At 63.7% G+C, this 17,384-nt stretch carries 15 protein-coding genes; 4 read left to right on the forward strand and 11 right to left on the reverse strand.

Annotated elements, in window-relative coordinates:
* Positions 1-21 precede the first annotated feature (21 nt).
* A complete protein-coding gene (locus CYJ10_RS12865) occupies positions 22-1,653 on the forward strand; it encodes a PepSY-associated TM helix domain-containing protein (protein ID WP_101681900.1) in 1,632 nt (543 codons plus the stop codon).
* 85 nt (positions 1,654-1,738) lie between these two features.
* On the opposite strand, the gene CYJ10_RS12870 is transcribed toward CYJ10_RS12865, so the two are convergent.
* From CYJ10_RS12870 to phaC, 9 genes are all read right to left on the reverse strand, one after another.
* A complete protein-coding gene (locus CYJ10_RS12870; RefSeq protein ID WP_101681901.1) occupies positions 1,739-2,953 on the reverse strand; it encodes a cystathionine beta-lyase in 1,215 nt (404 codons plus the stop codon).
* A gap of 83 nt (positions 2,954-3,036) precedes the next feature.
* Positions 3,037-3,624 carry a hypothetical protein gene (locus tag CYJ10_RS12875; RefSeq protein ID WP_101681902.1) on the reverse strand — a complete coding sequence of 196 codons (588 nt, stop codon included), beginning with the start codon at positions 3,622-3,624 and terminating at the stop codon, positions 3,037-3,039.
* Positions 3,625-3,694: 70 nt separating this feature from the next.
* Positions 3,695-4,879, reverse strand: coding sequence for a beta-ketothiolase BktB (gene bktB, locus CYJ10_RS12880; RefSeq protein ID WP_101681903.1), 1,185 nt, complete (start codon positions 4,877-4,879; stop codon positions 3,695-3,697).
* Between the two features lie 137 nt (positions 4,880-5,016).
* Entirely contained in the window at positions 5,017-6,390 is a 1,374-nt protein-coding gene (gene rimO, locus CYJ10_RS12885) for a 30S ribosomal protein S12 methylthiotransferase RimO (RefSeq protein WP_101681904.1), read from the reverse strand.
* Between the two features lie 178 nt (positions 6,391-6,568).
* On the reverse strand, positions 6,569-7,276 hold the full coding sequence (locus CYJ10_RS12890; RefSeq protein ID WP_101681905.1) for a hypothetical protein: 708 nt from the start codon (positions 7,274-7,276) through the stop codon (positions 6,569-6,571).
* A 273-nt stretch (positions 7,277-7,549) separates the two neighbouring features.
* Complete coding sequence (phaR, locus tag CYJ10_RS12895; protein ID WP_101681906.1) at positions 7,550-8,101, reverse strand: polyhydroxyalkanoate synthesis repressor PhaR; 552 nt, start codon at positions 8,099-8,101, stop codon at positions 7,550-7,552.
* Between the two features lie 426 nt (positions 8,102-8,527).
* Positions 8,528-9,268, reverse strand: a complete 741-nt coding sequence (locus tag CYJ10_RS12900; protein WP_101682126.1) for a 3-ketoacyl-ACP reductase — start codon at positions 9,266-9,268, stop codon at positions 8,528-8,530.
* A 109-nt stretch (positions 9,269-9,377) separates the two neighbouring features.
* Entirely contained in the window at positions 9,378-10,556 is a 1,179-nt protein-coding gene (locus CYJ10_RS12905) for an acetyl-CoA C-acetyltransferase (RefSeq protein WP_101681907.1), read from the reverse strand.
* A gap of 76 nt (positions 10,557-10,632) precedes the next feature.
* Positions 10,633-12,513, reverse strand: a complete 1,881-nt coding sequence (phaC, locus tag CYJ10_RS12910; protein ID WP_101681908.1) for a class I poly(R)-hydroxyalkanoic acid synthase — start codon at positions 12,511-12,513, stop codon at positions 10,633-10,635.
* Between the two features lie 321 nt (positions 12,514-12,834).
* On the opposite strand from phaC, the gene CYJ10_RS12915 reads away from it, so the two are divergent.
* Positions 12,835-13,077, forward strand: coding sequence for a hypothetical protein (locus tag CYJ10_RS12915; protein WP_101681909.1), 243 nt, complete (start codon positions 12,835-12,837; stop codon positions 13,075-13,077).
* On the opposite strand, the gene pgeF is transcribed toward CYJ10_RS12915, so the two are convergent.
* Together pgeF and CYJ10_RS12925 are read right to left on the reverse strand one after the other, a co-directional pair.
* Positions 13,074-13,907, reverse strand: coding sequence for a peptidoglycan editing factor PgeF (gene pgeF / locus CYJ10_RS12920; RefSeq protein WP_180862923.1), 834 nt, complete (start codon positions 13,905-13,907; stop codon positions 13,074-13,076). The genes CYJ10_RS12915 and pgeF overlap by 4 nt on opposite strands.
* A complete protein-coding gene (locus CYJ10_RS12925; protein ID WP_101682127.1) occupies positions 13,897-15,123 on the reverse strand; it encodes an RluA family pseudouridine synthase in 1,227 nt (408 codons plus the stop codon). The genes pgeF and CYJ10_RS12925 overlap by 11 nt, the downstream gene beginning before the upstream one ends.
* A 16-nt stretch (positions 15,124-15,139) precedes the next feature.
* On the opposite strand from CYJ10_RS12925, the gene CYJ10_RS12930 reads away from it, so the two are divergent.
* Positions 15,140-15,970, forward strand: coding sequence for an outer membrane protein assembly factor BamD (locus tag CYJ10_RS12930; protein WP_101681911.1), 831 nt, complete (start codon positions 15,140-15,142; stop codon positions 15,968-15,970).
* Between the two features lie 135 nt (positions 15,971-16,105).
* A protein-coding gene (locus CYJ10_RS12935) for an IS3 family transposase (protein ID WP_219621416.1) occupies positions 16,106-17,349 on the forward strand; the annotation gives its coding sequence in 2 pieces (ribosomal slippage) (positions 16,106-16,459 and positions 16,462-17,349; 1,242 coding nt in all).
* Positions 17,350-17,384: the final 35 nt, after the last annotated feature.

Below are 17,384 nucleotides of genomic sequence, written 5' to 3' on the forward strand. Positions count from 1 at the left end.
TCCGGCCACCGAGGCATTCGCATGAAACCCAATACCCTGCGCGTTTTCAATACGCTCCATACCTGGGTCGGCCTGATGGCCGGCTGGGCGCTGTTCATCGCCTTCTTCGCAGGCGCGATCACCGTCTTCCACCATGAACTGCACGTCTGGCAGAACCCGGCACGCCTGGAGGGCCATCACGGCACCGAAGTCCAGGTGGACGGCCCTGCCATCGACGCCTTCGTGCAAAAGCTGGTCGCGGTGCATCCGGACGCAGCCAACAGCGTCTACGTTGGCCTGCCCAGCAAGGAAGAGCCGGATTTCAACGCCTACTGGCAGGACAAGGCCGGTGCATGGCACACGATGAACGGCGAGCGCCTGAGCGGCGACAAGGCGGCGCAGAACAACACGTCGCTCGACCACGTGACTGGCGAGCTGTCGGCGTTCCTGAACGCGCTGCACTACTCGCTCGGCCTTGGCATCAATGGCATGTACTTCATGGGGATCATCTCCGTGCTGTACGGCCTCGCCCTCGTATCGGGCGTGATCCTGCACCTGCCCCGTCTGAAGAAAGACCTGTTCGCGGTGCGGCCGGGCCGTAACCTGAAGCGCTTCTGGATGGACACGCACAATGTGCTGGGCCTGTTCAGCCTGCCCTTCCACCTGATCTTTGCCATCACCGGGGCCTTCTTCTGCCTGTCGCTGGTCATGGTCATGGTGTTCAACATGCTGACCTTCGACGGCAAGCTGTTCGAGGCGGTGCCGCGCGTCACGGGCGCCGCACCCGAAGTCACGGCCTCGGGCCGCGCATCGCCGACGATGTCGTCGGCCCAGTTGCTGGCCATTGCACGGGAACACGGCGGCGAGCGATTCACCCCCAGCGCCATCCGGTTTCAGCGCTATGGCGATGCCAACGCCGTGGCCGAAGTACGAGGCGATAGCACCCGCGCGCTGGGCAACGGCGGCGCGGTGGGTATCCACGCGGCGGCCAATGAGCCCAATGCAGGCCAGTTGATCGCCAACCAGACGGCCGGCGCGCGCGACACCAATCACATGATCTACAGCGCCATGTTCGCGCTGCACTATGGCACCTATGGCGACCTGGCTGTGCGGTTCGTCTATCTTGTTGCCGGGCTGGCCGGTGCGTTCCTGTTCTACTCCGGCAACCTGCTGTGGATCGAGACGCGCCGCAAGTCTCGCCAGGCCGAACAGCCGCGCGTGCACAAGCTGCTTGCCCAGGCCACGGTAGGCGTTTGCATCGGCACCTGCATTGGTGTGGCACTGTGCTTTCCGGCCGCCCTGCTGTGGCCGGACCGCGCCGTCAGCTATGTCTTCTGGCCGGTGTTCGCACTCGCCGCGGCGTGGGCGCTGGCCCGGCCGCCGATTCGTGCCGCCGTGGAGCTGCTTTACGTGGCCGCACTCGCAACATTGGCCGTGCCGCTTTCCAATTGGGTTCTGACGGGCGACCATCTCTTTGCCGCCGCGCTTCATGGCCGCTGGGTCATCGCCGGCTTCGATATTGGCGCTATTGCCATGGCAGTCGGCTACGTCGCGCTGGCCCGTGTCACCCAGCGCCGTGCGCAGAATGGCCCGGCGGAATCGGTTTGGGCAACGCGTGGCACCACGGCACAGGCTGCGCCGCAGGCGACAATGCGTAAGGCCGACGCAGCCTGATTGGCTTGCAAGGGCGGTTCCAACGCCTGGCCCACAAATAAAAAGCCCCGCCATAGCGGGGCTTTTTGCTGCACGGCGCCGGCGGCTAGCGCAGGCAGGCTTCCATCGCCTGCTTCAGATCGCCGATCAAGTCGCGCGTGTCTTCCAGGCCAATGTACAGCCGCACCAGTTCCCCGGCGTTCGTCCAGCCTTCCGGCGGCCAGGTGTCCGCCGGCCGCATCGTGTCAATGTGATACGGCAGCGCCAAGCTATGCGCGCCGCCCCAGGACCAGCCAATCGCATAAAGCCTCAGGGCCTCGATGAACGCATCCACCTGCTCGCGCGAATAACGGTCATGCAGAATGATCGAGAACAGCCCGCTGGCGCCGGAAAAATCGCGCAGCCACTCCGCGTGGCCCGGGCAATCGGGCAAGGCCGGGTGCAATACGCGGGTCACCTCCGGACGCTGCTTGAGCCACTCGGCAACTTCGCGCGCCGCGCGGTCGTGCGCGGCCAGGCGCACCGGCATGCTGGCCAGTCCGCGCAGCACCAGGAAGCAATCGTCCGCCGACACGCCCCAGCCCATGATCATGCGGGTGCGCTTGAGGCGGTCATGCACCTTGTCGTCCTGCGTGATGACGGCGCCCATCAGGACGTCGCTGCCCCCGGACTGGTACTTCGTCAGTGCCTGCACCGAGATATCGATACCTTTCTCGAATGGCTTGAAATACACCCCGGCAGACCACGTATTGTCGATGGCGGTCAGCACGCCACGCGCCCGTGCGGCAGAGACGATGGCCTCGCTGTCAGGCACTTCCATCGTCACGGAGCCCGGCGCTTCCATCCAGATCAGTCGCGTATTGGGCTGGATCAGTGAAGCGATACCGGCACCTATCGACGGATGGTAGTAGCGCACCGTGACGCCGAATTCGCGCGCCAGCCATTCGCCGTGGTCGCGGTTCGGGCCATAAACATTGTCCGGGACAAGCACATCGTCGCCAGTCCGCAGCAAGGCGAAGTACACCAGCGAGATTGCGCCCATGCCCGATGGCAGCAGCAACGTGTGTCGGCCACCTTCGATCTGCGCCAGTTGCTGGCACAGCGCCTCGCTGGTAGGCGTGGCGTGCAGGCCGTAGCGCCAGTACGTCTTGCTGCGATCACCATAAGCGCGCAGTTCAGCAAGATTCCGGAAGACGATTGTCGAGCCGCGATACGTGGGCGTGGAAAAAGAGTCGAAACCCGGCGCGATATCCAGTTCGGGCTGGACCGCGGTGGTCTGGATATAGCGAGGGGGGTTGCGGGACGAGTCGGAAGCAGACACGGCGTATTCCCTGAAAAATTCGGATCAGGCGTCCGAGCTTACCAGTAAATGCCGCGCGCGCCACGCGATGTGGCGCAGTCGTGCTAGCGGGTCTTGTCCGTCGAGATAGAAGACTTCGGCGGCGGCGGCGCGTAGGTAATGCCGCTGCCGGGGGTCATATCGAACGGGGGAATCACCAGATGTCCGCCAAACGGGCGAATGAAAAAAGGCAGGACGATCGCCGGATTGTAAGCATCGGTCCACGTGCCGCGCACCGCACCGTTCCGGTCGATCTGCCCTTCCCAGTTGCCGGACACACGCGTGCCATCGTCCGACTCTTCCATCAGGAAGGTACCGCTATCCCACTCCCCGGACAGCAAGCGAACACCCTTGGCGTCGCCGATCTGATACTCGCCCTGCAGGCTGTCCCGCGTATCGGTCTTTGGTGCGATACGCATCCGCACCTGCTTGTCGCCCACGGTGCCAACGTAGGTCGGATAGTGCGCGTATTCCTGTCGCGGAGGGAGCATGCGCACCGGCCCCGTCGACAGCGACGCCCCGCGCTTGGCTTCGCCCGCGCGGATGGCGTCGTTGATGCCGAAACTGCCGCCGCCCTGCCCGTCCCCTGTCGACAAATCGTCTCCGGCAGCCATGGCAGCTGCCGGAAGCGCCAGCGTTGTGGCAACGATCATCGAATGCAACAGGTGGGACAGGACAAAACGAGGCAAGACAGCTTCCTGGGCAATGGCGCGCAATGTGACGTTAAACGCGCTCGAAAATCGCGGCGATCCCCTGACCGCCGCCGATGCACATCGTCACCAGTGCGTATCGACCCTGAACGCGCTGCAGTTCGTGCAGTGCCTTCACGGTGATCAGCGCGCCCGTGGCGCCAATCGGATGGCCCAGCGAAATGCCCGAACCGTTCGGATTCACCTTGGCCGGATCCAGGCCCAGGGCCTTGGTCACGGCACAGGCCTGCGCGGCGAACGCTTCATTGGCCTCGATCACGTCCAGATCCTTGACCGACAGGCCGGCACGCTCCAGCGCGATCTTGGTGGCGGGTACGGGACCGATCCCCATCGTCTTCGGATCCACGCCGGCATGACCGTAGGACACCAGACGCGCCAGCGGCTTCAATCCGCGGCGCTCCGCTTCTGCCCGCTCCATCAGCACCACCGCTGCTGCGGCGTCGTTGAGGCCCGAGGCATTGCCAGCCGTGACCGTGCCGTTTTCCTTGACGAAGACGGGCTTCAGCTTTGTCATGTCGTCCATGGTTGCTTCATGGCGCACATGCTCGTCGGTATCAAAAACGACATCGCCCTTGCGCGACTTCAGCGTGACCGGAACGATCTGGTCCTTGAAATGGCCAGCCTTGATGGCGGCCGACGCCCGGCGGTGCGATTCCAGCGCGGTTTCGTCCTGCTGCTGGCGGGAAATATCGTATTCCTTCGCGACATTCTCGGCCGTCACACCCATGTGGATCGAGTGGAACGGATCGTGCAGCGCGCCCAGCATCATGTCGACCAGCTTGGCGTCGCCCATGCGCGCGCCCCAGCGGGCCATCGGCGCCAGATACGGCGCGCGGCTCATGCTTTCGGCCCCGCCGCCAATCGCGACATCGGCATCGCCCAGCAGGATTGACTGTGCGGCGCTGACGATCGCCTGCAGGCCCGAGCCGCACAGGCGGTTCACGGTCAGCGCCGGCGCATTGATCGAAACACCGCCGTTCACGGCCGCCACGCGGCCCAGATACATGTCCTTCGGCTCAGTCTGGATCACGTTGCCGAACACGACGTGACCGACGTCGTCGCCGGAAACGTTGGCGCGAGCCAATGCCTCGCGCACCACCAGCGCACCCAGTTCGGTCGGGGCCAGGTCCTTCAGGCTGCCGCCAAAGGTACCAATTGCGGTGCGCACACCGCTGACAACCACCACTTCACGCGTCATGTCTCGTCTCCATGCGTTATGTTGCGGCGCACAGTATAGTCGTCGCCAAGCAAAAGCGAACGACCGTACTTTTACCTAATTGTCTGGACAGGCACACTTGCAGCCCGCCCGTCCGGCCCCGACGCCGATTCAGTCGGTCAGGCGATTTCACCCCACAGATCGTGGCCGTCGGCGCCCGTAATCTTCACATTAACGAAGTCACCGGTCTTGAAGCGCTGCGACGGCTTGGCGGCCGGGTCGATATAGACCAGTCCATCGATCTCCGGAGCGTCAGCGGACGAACGGCCAATGCCGCCGTCCTGATTCACCTCGTCGACGAGCACCCGCAGCGTCTGCCCCACCTTACGCTGGAGCCTGCGCGCCGAAACGGCCTCGGCCACCTCCATGAACCGCGCACGGCGCTCTTCGCGCACCTCGTCGGGCAGCGCGCCGGCCAGGTCGTTGGCGGTTGCGCCTTCCACCGGCGAATAGGCGAAACAACCCACGCGATCGAGCTCGGCTTCAGCGATGAAATCGAGCAGCGTCTGGAATTCGGCTTCCGTTTCGCCCGGAAAACCGGCGATAAACGTGCTACGGATAGTCAGTTCGGGGCAGATTTCGCGCCACGCACGGATGCGATCCAGGGTCTTTTCGGCGTTGGCCGGACGCTTCATACGCTTGAGCACATCGGGATGCGCGTGCTGGAGCGGCACATCCAGATACGGCAGCACATTGCCCTGATTCATCAGCGGAATGATCTCGTCGACGTGCGGATACGGGTAGACATAGTGCAGCCGTACCCAGCCGCCATACTGGCTGGCCAGTTCGCCAAGAGCCGCCACTAGTTCGGTCATGCGGGTCTTCAGCGGCCGGCCGTCCCAGAAGCCCGTGCGGTATTTGACATCCACGCCGTAGGCGCTGGTGTCCTGCGAAATCACGAGCAGTTCCTTGACGCCGGCCTTGAACAGGTTCTCGGCTTCCAGCATCACTTCGGCCACCGGGCGCGACACCAGGTCGCCTCGCATGGACGGGATGATGCAGAACGAGCAGCGATGATTGCAGCCTTCCGAAATCTTCAGATAGGCGTAGTGCTTGGGAGTGAGCTTGATGCCTGCAGCCGGCACCAGATCGGTAAAGGGATCGTGCGGCTTCGGCAAGTGCGCGTGTACGGCCTGCATCACTTCGCCCAACGCATGCGGGCCCGTGACCGCCAGTACCTTCGGATGCACCGACGACACGATATCCTGTCCCGCCGCATCCTTCTTGGCGCCCAGGCAGCCGGTCACGATGACCTTGCCGTTCTCGGTGAGCGCCTCGCCAATGGCATCCAGGCTTTCCTGCACCGCCTCGTCAATGAAGCCGCAGGTGTTCACGACCACCAGGTCGGCACCGTCGTAGGTGCCGCTGATGGCATAGCCTTCAGCACGCAGCTGCGTGATGATCTGCTCGGAATCGACCAGGGCCTTGGGGCAGCCAAGTGAAACAAAGCCGACTTTCGGCGCAGGATTGGAGAGATTGGTTTCAGACGACATGGGGCACCGCGAATGTGGGATCTGGGCGCGCCCTACCGTCCCCGGTGGTGCGCCGCGCTGGTCTAGTGGCAGGCGGCGAGCCTGCCGGGCGCCGTCATATGCCATGAAAGGCGGAGATTTTACCCCGATCGGCAGGTGTTGGCGCATGGCCTGACCAAATGGCATGCAAACCACGCCCTCACAGGCCAGCCAGGCCGCCCATCCGCTCGATGATCGGCTTCCAGCCCACTGCCAGACCGAGGACGATGCCCCCACCTGACGCCACCCAGAACACCTTGTTGAGCCGGTCTTTCAAGGCTGAAATCCTGTCGTTGGTGGACTGGATGCGTTCGCCAAGGTTTTCTTCCAGCCTGGCCACCCGCGCATAAGATTTATCGAACCGGTCGTCGACCTTGTCGAACCGGTCGTCCATCTTGTCCATTCTGGCGTCCATCTGGTCGAATCTGGCGTCGATGGCATCGAATTTGGCGTCCACGATCTCGAATTTCGCGTCGATCGTGTCGAATCGGGCTTCCATCCGGCTGAAACGCGCCTCGGAACGGGCATCAATCTCCTGTAGCACCCTGGCGATCATCGATTCGCCTCTGGCCTCCGACGTCTCCAGTGCCCGAGTCATGCGGGATTCCGACTCGCGGATCCGGTCGCCCAGTCTTGCTTCGGTGTCGAGGATCTGCGCGCCCAAACGGGTTTCGGCTGCGCCGACCAGCACCTGAGTGGCATCGATCCGCTCCCCGATACCCGGCTGGGCCGCCGACAGCGCACCGACTTCGCGCTGGATATGAGCCATCTGGCCGTAAAGACCGAGTGCGAACTCCAGGACATTGGTGATTTGCGGCGATTCGCCATGGTCGGGCGCTAGGCCCCACGTAGCGGCTTGGCTTGACATGGATGTGCCTCCAGTTCGGCCCGACGGCAGCCCGCACAGCGCTTGCGCATGCGTTTGTGGTGCCATCGTGCAGCGAAAAATAAGGATCAGCGAGTACCCCGTGCTAAGGGCTTGGCCGATTGGACCACACAAGCCTTGCAGAGGTTATCGCCATTCAGGGAGTGCATCACCAATGTGGCAATTTGCCAGACATCCACAACATCTCGTCGCTGTCGCACAACGAAAAAGGCCCTGCATCTTGCAGGGCCTGTCGTCGAAGCGCGATCAGATCGCTTACTTCTTGTCCGGCTGGTTGAACGGGAACGTGCCGAACATGCTCTTGGCCTGGTTCTGCATCTGTTCCTGCATCTGTACGAACAGGTTCTTGCTCTGTTCGATGTAGTTGCTCATCATCCCCTGCATCATCGGGCCTTGCAGGTTCATGAACTGCGACCACATGTCAGGGCTGAACGCCTCGCCCGAATACAGACCCTTCGAGTTCTCGGCGAGCTTGCCCTGGATGTCAATGAAGGCCTGGATGTTCTTTTCCAGGTAGGTGCCCATCATGCCCTGCATGGCATGGCCATAGAAACGGATGATCTGCGACAGCATGGCGCTCGAAAACATCGGCACGCCGCCCGTTTCTTCTTCCAGAATGATCTGCAGCAGAATGCTGCGGGTGAGTTCCTCGCCCGACTTTGCGTCGACGACCTTGAAGTCCTCGGTATCCATGACCAGCTGCTTGACGTCCGCGAGCGTGATATAGGTGCTGGTCTGCGTATCGTAGAGCCGGCGATTGGGATACTTCTTGATCAGTCGCTCTGCGCCTTTTTTGGTCGTGGCCATCGGTGCTCTATCCTTTTGTCGTCGCTGATGCCGGCGGTTGGCATCCGCTGCTGCGCCTGGTCGCAACGCTGCTGCACCGCATGCGGTGCAGTGCGCAATGGACGCGTCGTCCCGGCGGGATCGACGCCGCAGGCGCGCAAGATACAACCGGACCAGACCCGTGAAGAGCGCTCTTCTTTGGTGCCGGTTGCGCCATTGCCCTGATTCTATGCTCAAGAAAGCACTATGGAAAGACGGCAGGTTTAAGGAAAACCCGCAGCAAACCGCCCTCGCACACCGAAAAGGCCTGAAAAAAAGGCCGCCCGCGCGCCAAGTGGCATGCGGGCGGCCTTTTCCTGGCGCCGATCAATCGGCCCGGAATATCCGCTTGTGCACTGCGCTGGATGCGCCGCATCAACGCGGCACCCCAGCGCAGCGCCGCCGGCGTCAGCCCATGTGCAGACCGCCATTCAGCGAGAAGTCGGCGCCGGTCGAAAAGCCCGATTCCTCCGATGACAGCCAGGCGCAGATCGACGCGATTTCAGCCGGCTCGCCCAGGCGCTTGACCGGGATCGTGCCGATGATCTTGTCCAGCACGTCCTGGCGGATGGACTTGACCATGTCCGTGGCGATATAGCCGGGCGACACGGTGTTCACGGTCACGCCCTTGGTGGCCATTTCCTGCGCCAGCGCCATCGTGAAGCCGTGCAGACCAGCCTTGGCCGTCGAATAGTTCGTCTGGCCGAACTGGCCCTTCTGGCCGTTCACCGACGAAATATTGACGATCCGGCCCCAGCCACGGTCGGCCATGCCGTCGATCACCTGCTTGGTCACGTTGAACAGCGACGTCAGGTTGGTATCGATCACGGCGTCCCAGTCGGACCGCGTCATCTTGCGGAAGACCACGTCGCGCGTGATGCCGGCGTTGTTGATCAGCACGTCCACCTCGCCGACTTCGGCCTTGACCTTGTCGAAAGCGGTCTTGGTCGAATCCCAGTCGGCCACGTTGCCCTCGGACGCCACGAACTCGTAACCGAGTGCGCGCTGTTGTTCGAGCCATTTCTCCCGGCGCGGCGAGTTCGGGCCGCAACCCGCCACCACCTTGAATCCGTCCTTGGCCAGGCGCTGGCAAATCGCGGTTCCGATGCCACCCATGCCGCCGGTCACATATGCAATGCGCTGAGTCATATCCACTCCTAGTTGGCTCGCTCGATCGTTGTTATCGATGCTCAGGTCTGTGTCGATACCGGCGGCCAGACGTTCCTCGGCACGCGCCGCCGGCATACCCCTCCTGCAATCAGCGCTCGACTGCCAGCGCCACGCCCATGCCGCCGCCGATACACAGCGAGGCCAGGCCCTTCTTCGCGTCACGACGCTTCATTTCGTGCAGCAGGGTCACCAGAATGCGGCAGCCCGACGCACCGATCGGATGGCCGATGGCGATGGCGCCACCGTTCACGTTGATCTTCGACTGGTCCCAGCCCATTTCCTTGTGCACGGCCAGCGCCTGGGCGGCGAAGGCCTCGTTGATTTCCATGAGATCCAGGTCCTTCACGCCCCAGCCGGCGCGCGACAGGCAGCGCTTGCTGGCCGGCACAGGGCCCATGCCCATCACGGCCGGATCCACGCCGGCGTTGGCGTACGCCTTGATCGTGGCCAGCGGCGTCAGGCCCAGTTCCTTGGCCTTGGCGGCCGACATCACCACCACGGCGGCAGCGCCGTCGTTCAGGCCCGAGGCATTCGCGGCCGTCACCGTGCCGGCCTTGTCGAAAGCAGGCTTCAGGCCAGCCAAGCTGTCCAGCGTAGCGCCCTGGCGCACGAACTCGTCGGTCTTGAAGGCCACCGGGTCGCCCTTGCGCTGCGGAATCAGCACCGGGACGATTTCCTCGTCGAACTTGCCCGCCTTCTGGGCGGCCTCGGCCTTGTTCTGCGACGCCACCGCGAACTCATCCTGGGCTTCGCGCGTGATGCCGTACTCCTTGGCCACGTTTTCGGCCGTGATACCCATGTGGTACTGGTTGTAGACGTCCCACAGGCCGTCGACGATCATCGAGTCCACCAGCTTGGTGTCGCCCATGCGGAAACCGTCGCGCGAACCCGGCAGCACATGCGGGGCGGCGCTCATGTTCTCCATGCCGCCGGCCACCACGATTTCGGCTTCGCCGGCGATGATGGCGTTGGCAGCCAGCATCACGGCCTTCAGGCCCGAGCCGCACACCTTGTTGATGGTCATGGCGGGCACCATGTCCGGCAGGCCGGCCTTGCGCGATGCCTGGCGCGCCGGATTCTGGCCCGAAGCCGCCGTCAGCACCTGGCCCATGATCACTTCACTGACCTGGTCCGGCTTCACACCAGCGCGCTCGAGCGCGGCCTTGATCACGAGGGCGCCCAGTTCCGGCGCCGGAATCTTTGCCAGGGAGCCACCGAACTTGCCAACTGCGGTACGAGCTGCGGAAACAATGACGATATCGGTCATTTGAGGTCCTTTCGAGAAAGCGAATCGCGGATCGGTTCAAAACCGGGCCGGCCGCCACGGCCAGCCCGCATGGAAATCAGGCGCGCTGCTGGACGTAGCGGCCAGGTGCCGGCTCTACCGGCTGGTAATGGGCGTTGCCCAGCGTGTTGGACGCCGCGCGCTTCGGGCCTGCCTGCTTGCCCAGCCAGGCCATCCAGTCGGGCCACCAGCTGCCCGGTTGCTCCTGCGCGCCGGCCAGCCACTCGCGGGCCGATTCCGGCAACGCGTCGTTGGTCCAGTGACTGCGTTTCTTCTTGGCCGGCGGATTGATCACGCCGGCGATATGGCCAGAGGCACCCAGCACGAAGCGGAGCTTGTTCTTCAGCAGCGCGGTGGATGCATAGGCAGCCGTCCACGGCACGATATGGTCTTCGCGCGACCCATAGATGTAGGTCGGCACGTCGATCGATGCCAGGTCCACCGGGGCATTGCAGACGGTCAGCTTGCCCGGCACCTTGAGTTCGTCCTGCAGATAGGTGTGACGCAGATACCAGCAGTACCAGGGCCCCGGCAGGTTGGTGGCGTCGCCGTTCCAGAACAGCAAATCGAACGGCACCGGCGAATTGCCCTTCAGGTAGTTGTCCACCACGTAGTTCCAGACCAGGTCGTTCGGCCGCAGGAACGAGAACGTGTTGGCCAGTTCGACACCGCGCAGCAGCCCGCACGGCGCACCGGCCGCGCCGCCCAGCGTGGCCTCGCGCAGCTGCACATGCGCCTCGTCGACGAATACATCGAGGATGCCGGTATCGGCGAAATCGAGCAGCGTGGTCAGCAGTGTCAGGCTGGCGGCCGGTCGTTCACCGCGCGCGGCCAGCACGGACAGCGCCGTCGAGATGATGGTGCCGCCCACGCAGAAGCCCAGCACGTTGATCTGGTCCTGGCCGCTGATATCGCGCGCCACCTCGATCGCACGAATGGCCGCATGCTCGATGTAGTCATCCCAGGTGCGCTCGGCCATCGAGGCATCGGGATTGCGCCACGACACCAGGAAGACCGTATGGCCGTTTTCCACGGCGTGTCGCACCAGCGAGCTTTCGGGCTGCAGGTCAAGGATGTAGTACTTGTTGATGCACGGCGGCACCAGCAGCAGCGCGCGCGCGTAGACCTTGTCGGTCAACGGCTTGTACTGCAGCAGCTGGAAGTATTCGTTCTCGTAGACCACGGCGCCTTCGGTGACGGCCACGTTGCGGCCCACTTCAAAGGCCTTGTCATCGGTCTGCGAAATCTTGCCGCGCCCCAGGTCTTCCAGCATGTTGCGCACGCCGTTGCGCAGCGATTCGCCGCCCGACTCGATCAGGCGTTGCTGGGCATCGGGATTGGTGGCCAGGAAGTTGGCCGGCGACATGGCGTCGACCCATTGCGAGACCGCGAAGCGGATGCGCTGGCGCATCTTCGGGTCGGCTTCCACGGCATCGGCCAGTTCGATCATGGCGCGCGCCGTCAGCAGGTAGAACGCGGCGGTATAGCGGTACGGCGCGTTGTTGCGCCAGGCAGGACTGGCGAAACGGCGATCCGACAGGCGTTCGCTGGCGCCGGCATTGCCGTTGCCGGCCGGATCGCCGTTGGCGGTCATGGCGCCCTCGCCCATTTCGCGCCAAAGCTCGGCAAAGTCCTTCAGATAGCGCTGCTGGATGCCGGCAAGCTGGTCCGGCGCGATCTTCACGGGCGCGCCGTTCGCTCCGCCAGTCGGAAATGCCTGCTGGAACGCCTTGGCGAAAGCATCGCCGCCAGGAAAGCCGCCGGGGAATGCGCCGGCCAGGCCCGCCGGGAAACCGGCCGGCATCTCGCCGTTGCTTTCAGGTGTCCACTGACGGGACCATTCCAGCCATGCAGCTGGATCGAATGGCCCCGGCGCAAATTGAAACGGTTGGGACTTGTCTTCCTTGCCGGAAGCTGCCGCACCTTTGCCGGTCGCCATGATGTCGTCGTCTCTCTGCCTGTCGTAGTGGATGACGGGCTCGGGGTAACTGTCTCCCGACCCGCCCCGTATCCGGGTTGCGTCCGCAAGCTGCACAGGGCTGCTTGGCTCTTACGCTATGCTTGCCGGCGAAACCCTGGAATCGTTCCTCGGTTTCGATACATTTCGAGGCATTGTTGCCTTGCAATGGAGAGACTGTCAATGCGGAAATCGGCATTGCCGTGCAGGGGCCAAAGAAGTGAAGTCCGACCTACCGGACGGTAATGCTGGCGCGGGTTGCCGGGCCGGTCCACCCCTCTATTCGAGAAAGATGAAAGCCTGATGTATATCGTGGCAATTGGCTGGCTCTACGTCGCCCTGATGATGGCCATCACCGAGACCAGCGTCCTCGCGGGCGTGGCCACGTTCCTGCTGTACGGATTGGCTCCGGTGTCGATCGTGATGTACATCATGGGAACGCCGGGCCGGCGACGCCGGCGCAAGGCGGAGGAGGCCCGCGAAACCTCGGAAGCCGCGACAGCACAGCCGGCGCGGCTTCCGGACGACGGCGGCGTCGGGTCCTAGTCGGCCAGCCAGACCAGCGTGGCCATGCGGCCCGTGGTGCGGTCGCGGCGGTAGGAGTAGAAACGGTCGGCATCGCTGACTGTGCAGGCATTGCCGCCGAATACGTGGGTGCAGCCGGCGCGCGCCAAACGAATGCGTGCCAGTGCATACAGATCGGCCAGGAATTTGCCTGGCGCCCCCGCGACGAATGCCGCCGCCACCGACGCGTGCTCATCGGGCAACGCCTGCTGCAGAAACGCGTCGCGTACCTCGGCACCCACCTCGAAGGCATCGGGCCCGATCGCCGGCCCGAGCCAGGCCAGCCACTGCGCCGGGGCGCCGGCACGGGCGGCCATGCGCGCCAACGTGGCCTCGATCACGCCATCGCACAGCCCACGCCAGCCGGCGTGCGCGGCCCCGACCACTGTCCCCGCCGTGTTGCAAAGCAGCACGGGCAGGCAGTCGGCCGTCATGATGGCGCAAACGTGTCCGGGTGCGGTACTCACGCTGGCATCGGCGCGCGGCACATCGTCGCCCTCGCCAGCGTCGTCGGCGGTGACCACACCGCATCCGTGCACCTGTTCGAGCCAGCGCGGCATGGCTGGCAAGTGGGTGGCCAGCCGGGCGCGATTGGCGGCCACGGCGGACGGATCGTCGCCAACGTGGGTGCCCAGGTTGAGCCCCCCGGCACTGCCATCCGCCAGGCCATACGGCCCTGCGCTCACGCCGCCAGGCCGCGTGGTGGACAGCGCGCGCACCCGGGTGGGTGCCGGCCAATCGGGGACGATCCAGGCCGACATATCGGCGTCGGCATCGGCTTTCGGGCCAGCAGTTATCGGGTCAATCGTCATCGTCGTCTGCCTCCCCTTCGTACCACTCGGGCTCGCCCTCGTCCTCGTCGTCTTCCTGGGCATACTGATCGAAGTCGAGCGCATCGATCAGCGCCTGCAGGTCTTCGGGAGGTTCTGCCTCCCACGACTTCTTGCGACCCGTGACCGGATGCAGCAGCCCCAGCCGGTATGCGTGCAGCGCCTGGCGCGTGAACGGTACGGGCAGCTGTACGCGGACGGCCGGGCGCTGACCGCGCTGCGTCGCCTTGTGGTAGACCGGATCCCCCACCAGCGGGTGGCCAATCGACTCGAAATGCACGCGGATCTGGTGCGTGCGCCCGGTTTCGAGCTGGCACATCACCATCGATACCTTCGAGCGGCCAAGCGGCACCGTGCCGAGCGTTTCAAAGTGGGTACGCGACGGCTTGCCGCTGGCGGTATGCACGATGGCCATGCGCGTGCGCTCGCGCGGATCGCGGCCGATCGGCGCGTCGATCGTGCCTTCGTCGGGGGTTTCTCCCCAGACCAGGGCAAGGTACGTGCGCTTGACCGTGCGGGCCTGCAACTGCCGCACCAGGTCGGTCTGCGCGGTCAGCGTGCGCGCCACCACCATCAGGCCGGACGTTTCCTTGTCGAGCCGATGCACGATGCCCGCACGCGGCAGGCGCGCAGCGGGCGCGTCGCGATGCAGCAATCCATTGAGGACGGTGCCGCTCCAGTTGCCGGCAGCCGGATGCACCACCAGGCCGGCCGGCTTGTTGATGACCAGCAGCGCGTCGTCCTCGTACACCACGTCCAGCGGCACGTCCTCCGCAGTGAATGCCATCGATTCCGGCGCGGCCTGGGGGTGAATCTCGATCTGCTGCCCCATCTGCACCGACGCCTTGGCGCGGCTGGGCTCGCCGTCTACGCGTACGGCGCCGTCCTCGATCCACTGCTGGATACGGCTGCGCGAAAACTCGTTGAAGTGCCGCGCGAGCAATTTGTCGAGGCGCTCGCCATGGGCGGCACTATCGACTTCCAGATACAGTGGCACCAGATCAGGCGCCGCAGGCGCCGTAGCAGGCACCTCGTCATTGAATTCGCTACTGGCCTCTGCGTCGTCGTCGCCATCGTCAAAATGGTCGTCGAAGACTTCGGATTCCTCGTCCGTCACGTCGGCTTTTTCGGTGTGGCGTTCCAGACCGGCTTCGGTCTTGGGGCTTCGGCTATAATGCTTGGCGCTATTTTTTTTCATCCGGAACAGGTTGCCCATGCAATTGCAGAGCATCAAACGCGCGAACTGGCGCGCGAAAATTGGAGCGGTTTTGCTCGCAGGCGGATGCGTCATGCTATCGGCATGCGGCCTGCTGGGAGACCAGCCTGACGAAACGGCTGGCTGGTCGGCCAACAAATTATATTCGGAAGCCAAGGATGCCCTCGATGGCGGCGACTATACGCGCGCCGTCAAGCTGTACGAAAAGCTCGAGGGCCGCTATCCGTTTGGCCGCTATGCCCAGCAGGCGCAGATCGATACCGCCTACGCCAGCTACAAGGATGGCGAGACCGCCGCCGCACTGGCTGCGGTGGATCGCTTCATCCAGCTCCACCCGAGCCATCCGAACATCGATTACGCCTACTACCTGAAGGGCCTGATCAATTTCAACGACAACCTTGGGTGGCTGGGCCGATTCTCGGGCCAGGATCTCAGCGAACGCGACCCGAAGGCAGCCCGTGCGGCCTACGATGCGTTCCAGACCCTGGTCACGCGCTATCCGGAGAGCAAGTACACGCCTGACGCCACGCTGCGCATGCAGTACATCGTCAATGCGCTGGCCCAGCACGAAGTCCACGCCGCGCGCTATTACTACCGCCGCGGCGCCTACCTGGCCGCCGTCAACCGCGCGCAGCAGGCACTGAAGGACTACGATGGCGCGCCGGCCAACGAGGAGGCGCTGTATATCATGGTGCGGTCGTACGATGCGCTGGGCATGAAGGATCTGCGTGACGACGCGGCCCGCGTGATGGAACGCAACTACCCGAACAGCGATTTCATCAAGTACGGAGAGCGCCGCAAGGACAAGTCCTGGTGGGAAGTGTTCTGAGGTTGCCCAACCGGTCCGCGCCGGACATCCGGCGCCATCCGCAAAAAAGCCGCACGAATTGTGCGGCTTTTTTTGTTGGCCGTGACTCGTCCTGAATAAGGTTGACACTTTTCTTGCAGTGATGAGGAGAGTGCCTTGGAGGCGGATCGGAAGCGAACCCAACGTGACTACACGCTGGCTTTTAAGCTGGCGGTGGTGGAGGCAGTAGAAAAAGGCGAACTGACGTACAAGCAGGCGCAACACAAGTACGGAATCCAGGGGCGGTCCACAGTGCTGGTATGGTTGCGCAAGTACGGATTGCAGGACTGGAGCGGCTCGTTGCCACAGGGCGCCCGGTACGCCACGATGAAAAATCAAGACAAGACCAAGCCGGGCACGCCGGAGCAGCGTATCAAGGAACTGGAGGTCCAGTTGCGCGAGGCGCAGGAGAAAGCGCGGTTGTTCGAAGCGGTGATCGACGTGATCCAGAAGGAGCACGGGGTTCGCATGGTAAAAAAGCCTTCGGGCAAGTCCTCGCGCAAGAGCTCGTCCAAGGGCTAAGCGTTAGCAGGGCTTGCCGTTACATTGGCATCAGCCGGCAGGCGTACTACAAGCGTCGCCACAGCGAACTCAAGCAGACCGCTCGGGATGCCAGTATTTGCGCCTTGGTCACCGAGGTGCGGCTGCGCCAGCCACGCATGGGCACTCGCAAGCTGCAGCAGGTCTTGCGAACTCCGCTGGAGAAGGCGGATATCCGGGTGGGCCGTGACGGGCTGTTCGACGTTCTGCGTGCGGCCAGGCTGCTGGTGAAGCCGCTTCGGGCCTATCACAAGACCACACACAGCCATCACCGCTTCCGGCGCCACCCGAACCTGCTCAAGGATGGGCCGCAGAAGGTAGTGCCCAATGCGGCCGAACAAGTCTGGGTTGCCGACATTACGTACCTTCCCACCGCCCGGCAGACGGTCTATCTGAGCCTGGTCACGGACGCCTACTCGCGAAAGATCGTGGGCTACCACGTCCATGACAGCCTGCAGACCGAGCAGGTGAGCCAAGCGCTGAAGATGGCACTGCGCTCGCGCCAGACGCGGCAACCACTGATACACCATTCGGACCGTGGAATTCAATACTGCTCCACTTACTACCAGGCCATCCACGAGCGGCATGGCCTGACCTGCTCGATGACCGACGGCTACGACTGCTACCAGAACGCTTTGGCCGAACGCATCAACGGCATTCTCAAGGGCGAATTCCTGCTGAACCGACCAAATGACCTGCAGCAAGCGACCCGCATGGTGAGGGAGTCTGTCCGGATCTATAACCGGGAACGGCCGCATCAGGCCCTGAAATACAAAACGCCCGATGAGATCCATCGGGCGTCGGTTGCCTTGGCCCAATAGGGGCCGGCCGCAGCCAAAAAAGCTGTCAACCTATG

Source organism: Cupriavidus pauculus (genome assembly GCF_002858765.1).
Lineage (GTDB): Bacteria > Pseudomonadota > Gammaproteobacteria > Burkholderiales > Burkholderiaceae > Cupriavidus > Cupriavidus pauculus_B.

What these genes read in the sequence shown, in the direction of transcription:
- CYJ10_RS12865 (WP_101681900.1), top strand. Translation starts at nt 22, where the DNA reads ATGAAACCCAATACCCTGCGCGTTTTCAATACGCTCCATACCTGGGTC.
- CYJ10_RS12875 (WP_101681902.1), bottom strand. Translation starts at nt 3,624, where the DNA reads ATGATCGTTGCCACAACGCTGGCGCTTCCGGCAGCTGCCATGGCTGCC.
- bktB (WP_101681903.1), bottom strand. Translation starts at nt 4,879, where the DNA reads ATGACGCGTGAAGTGGTGGTTGTCAGCGGTGTGCGCACCGCAATTGGT.
- rimO (WP_101681904.1), bottom strand. Translation starts at nt 6,390, where the DNA reads ATGTCGTCTGAAACCAATCTCTCCAATCCTGCGCCGAAAGTCGGCTTT.
- CYJ10_RS12890 (WP_101681905.1), bottom strand. Translation starts at nt 7,276, where the DNA reads ATGTCAAGCCAAGCCGCTACGTGGGGCCTAGCGCCCGACCATGGCGAA.
- phaR (WP_101681906.1), bottom strand. Translation starts at nt 8,101, where the DNA reads ATGGCCACGACCAAAAAAGGCGCAGAGCGACTGATCAAGAAGTATCCC.
- CYJ10_RS12900 (WP_101682126.1), bottom strand. Translation starts at nt 9,268, where the DNA reads ATGACTCAGCGCATTGCATATGTGACCGGCGGCATGGGTGGCATCGGA.
- CYJ10_RS12905 (WP_101681907.1), bottom strand. Translation starts at nt 10,556, where the DNA reads ATGACCGATATCGTCATTGTTTCCGCAGCTCGTACCGCAGTTGGCAAG.
- phaC (WP_101681908.1), bottom strand. Translation starts at nt 12,513, where the DNA reads ATGGCGACCGGCAAAGGTGCGGCAGCTTCCGGCAAGGAAGACAAGTCC.
- CYJ10_RS12915 (WP_101681909.1), top strand. Translation starts at nt 12,835, where the DNA reads ATGTATATCGTGGCAATTGGCTGGCTCTACGTCGCCCTGATGATGGCC.
- pgeF (WP_180862923.1), bottom strand. Translation starts at nt 13,907, where the DNA reads ATGACGATTGACCCGATAACTGCTGGCCCGAAAGCCGATGCCGACGCC.
- CYJ10_RS12925 (WP_101682127.1), bottom strand. Translation starts at nt 15,123, where the DNA reads ATGAAAAAAAATAGCGCCAAGCATTATAGCCGAAGCCCCAAGACCGAA.
- CYJ10_RS12930 (WP_101681911.1), top strand. Translation starts at nt 15,140, where the DNA reads ATGCAATTGCAGAGCATCAAACGCGCGAACTGGCGCGCGAAAATTGGA.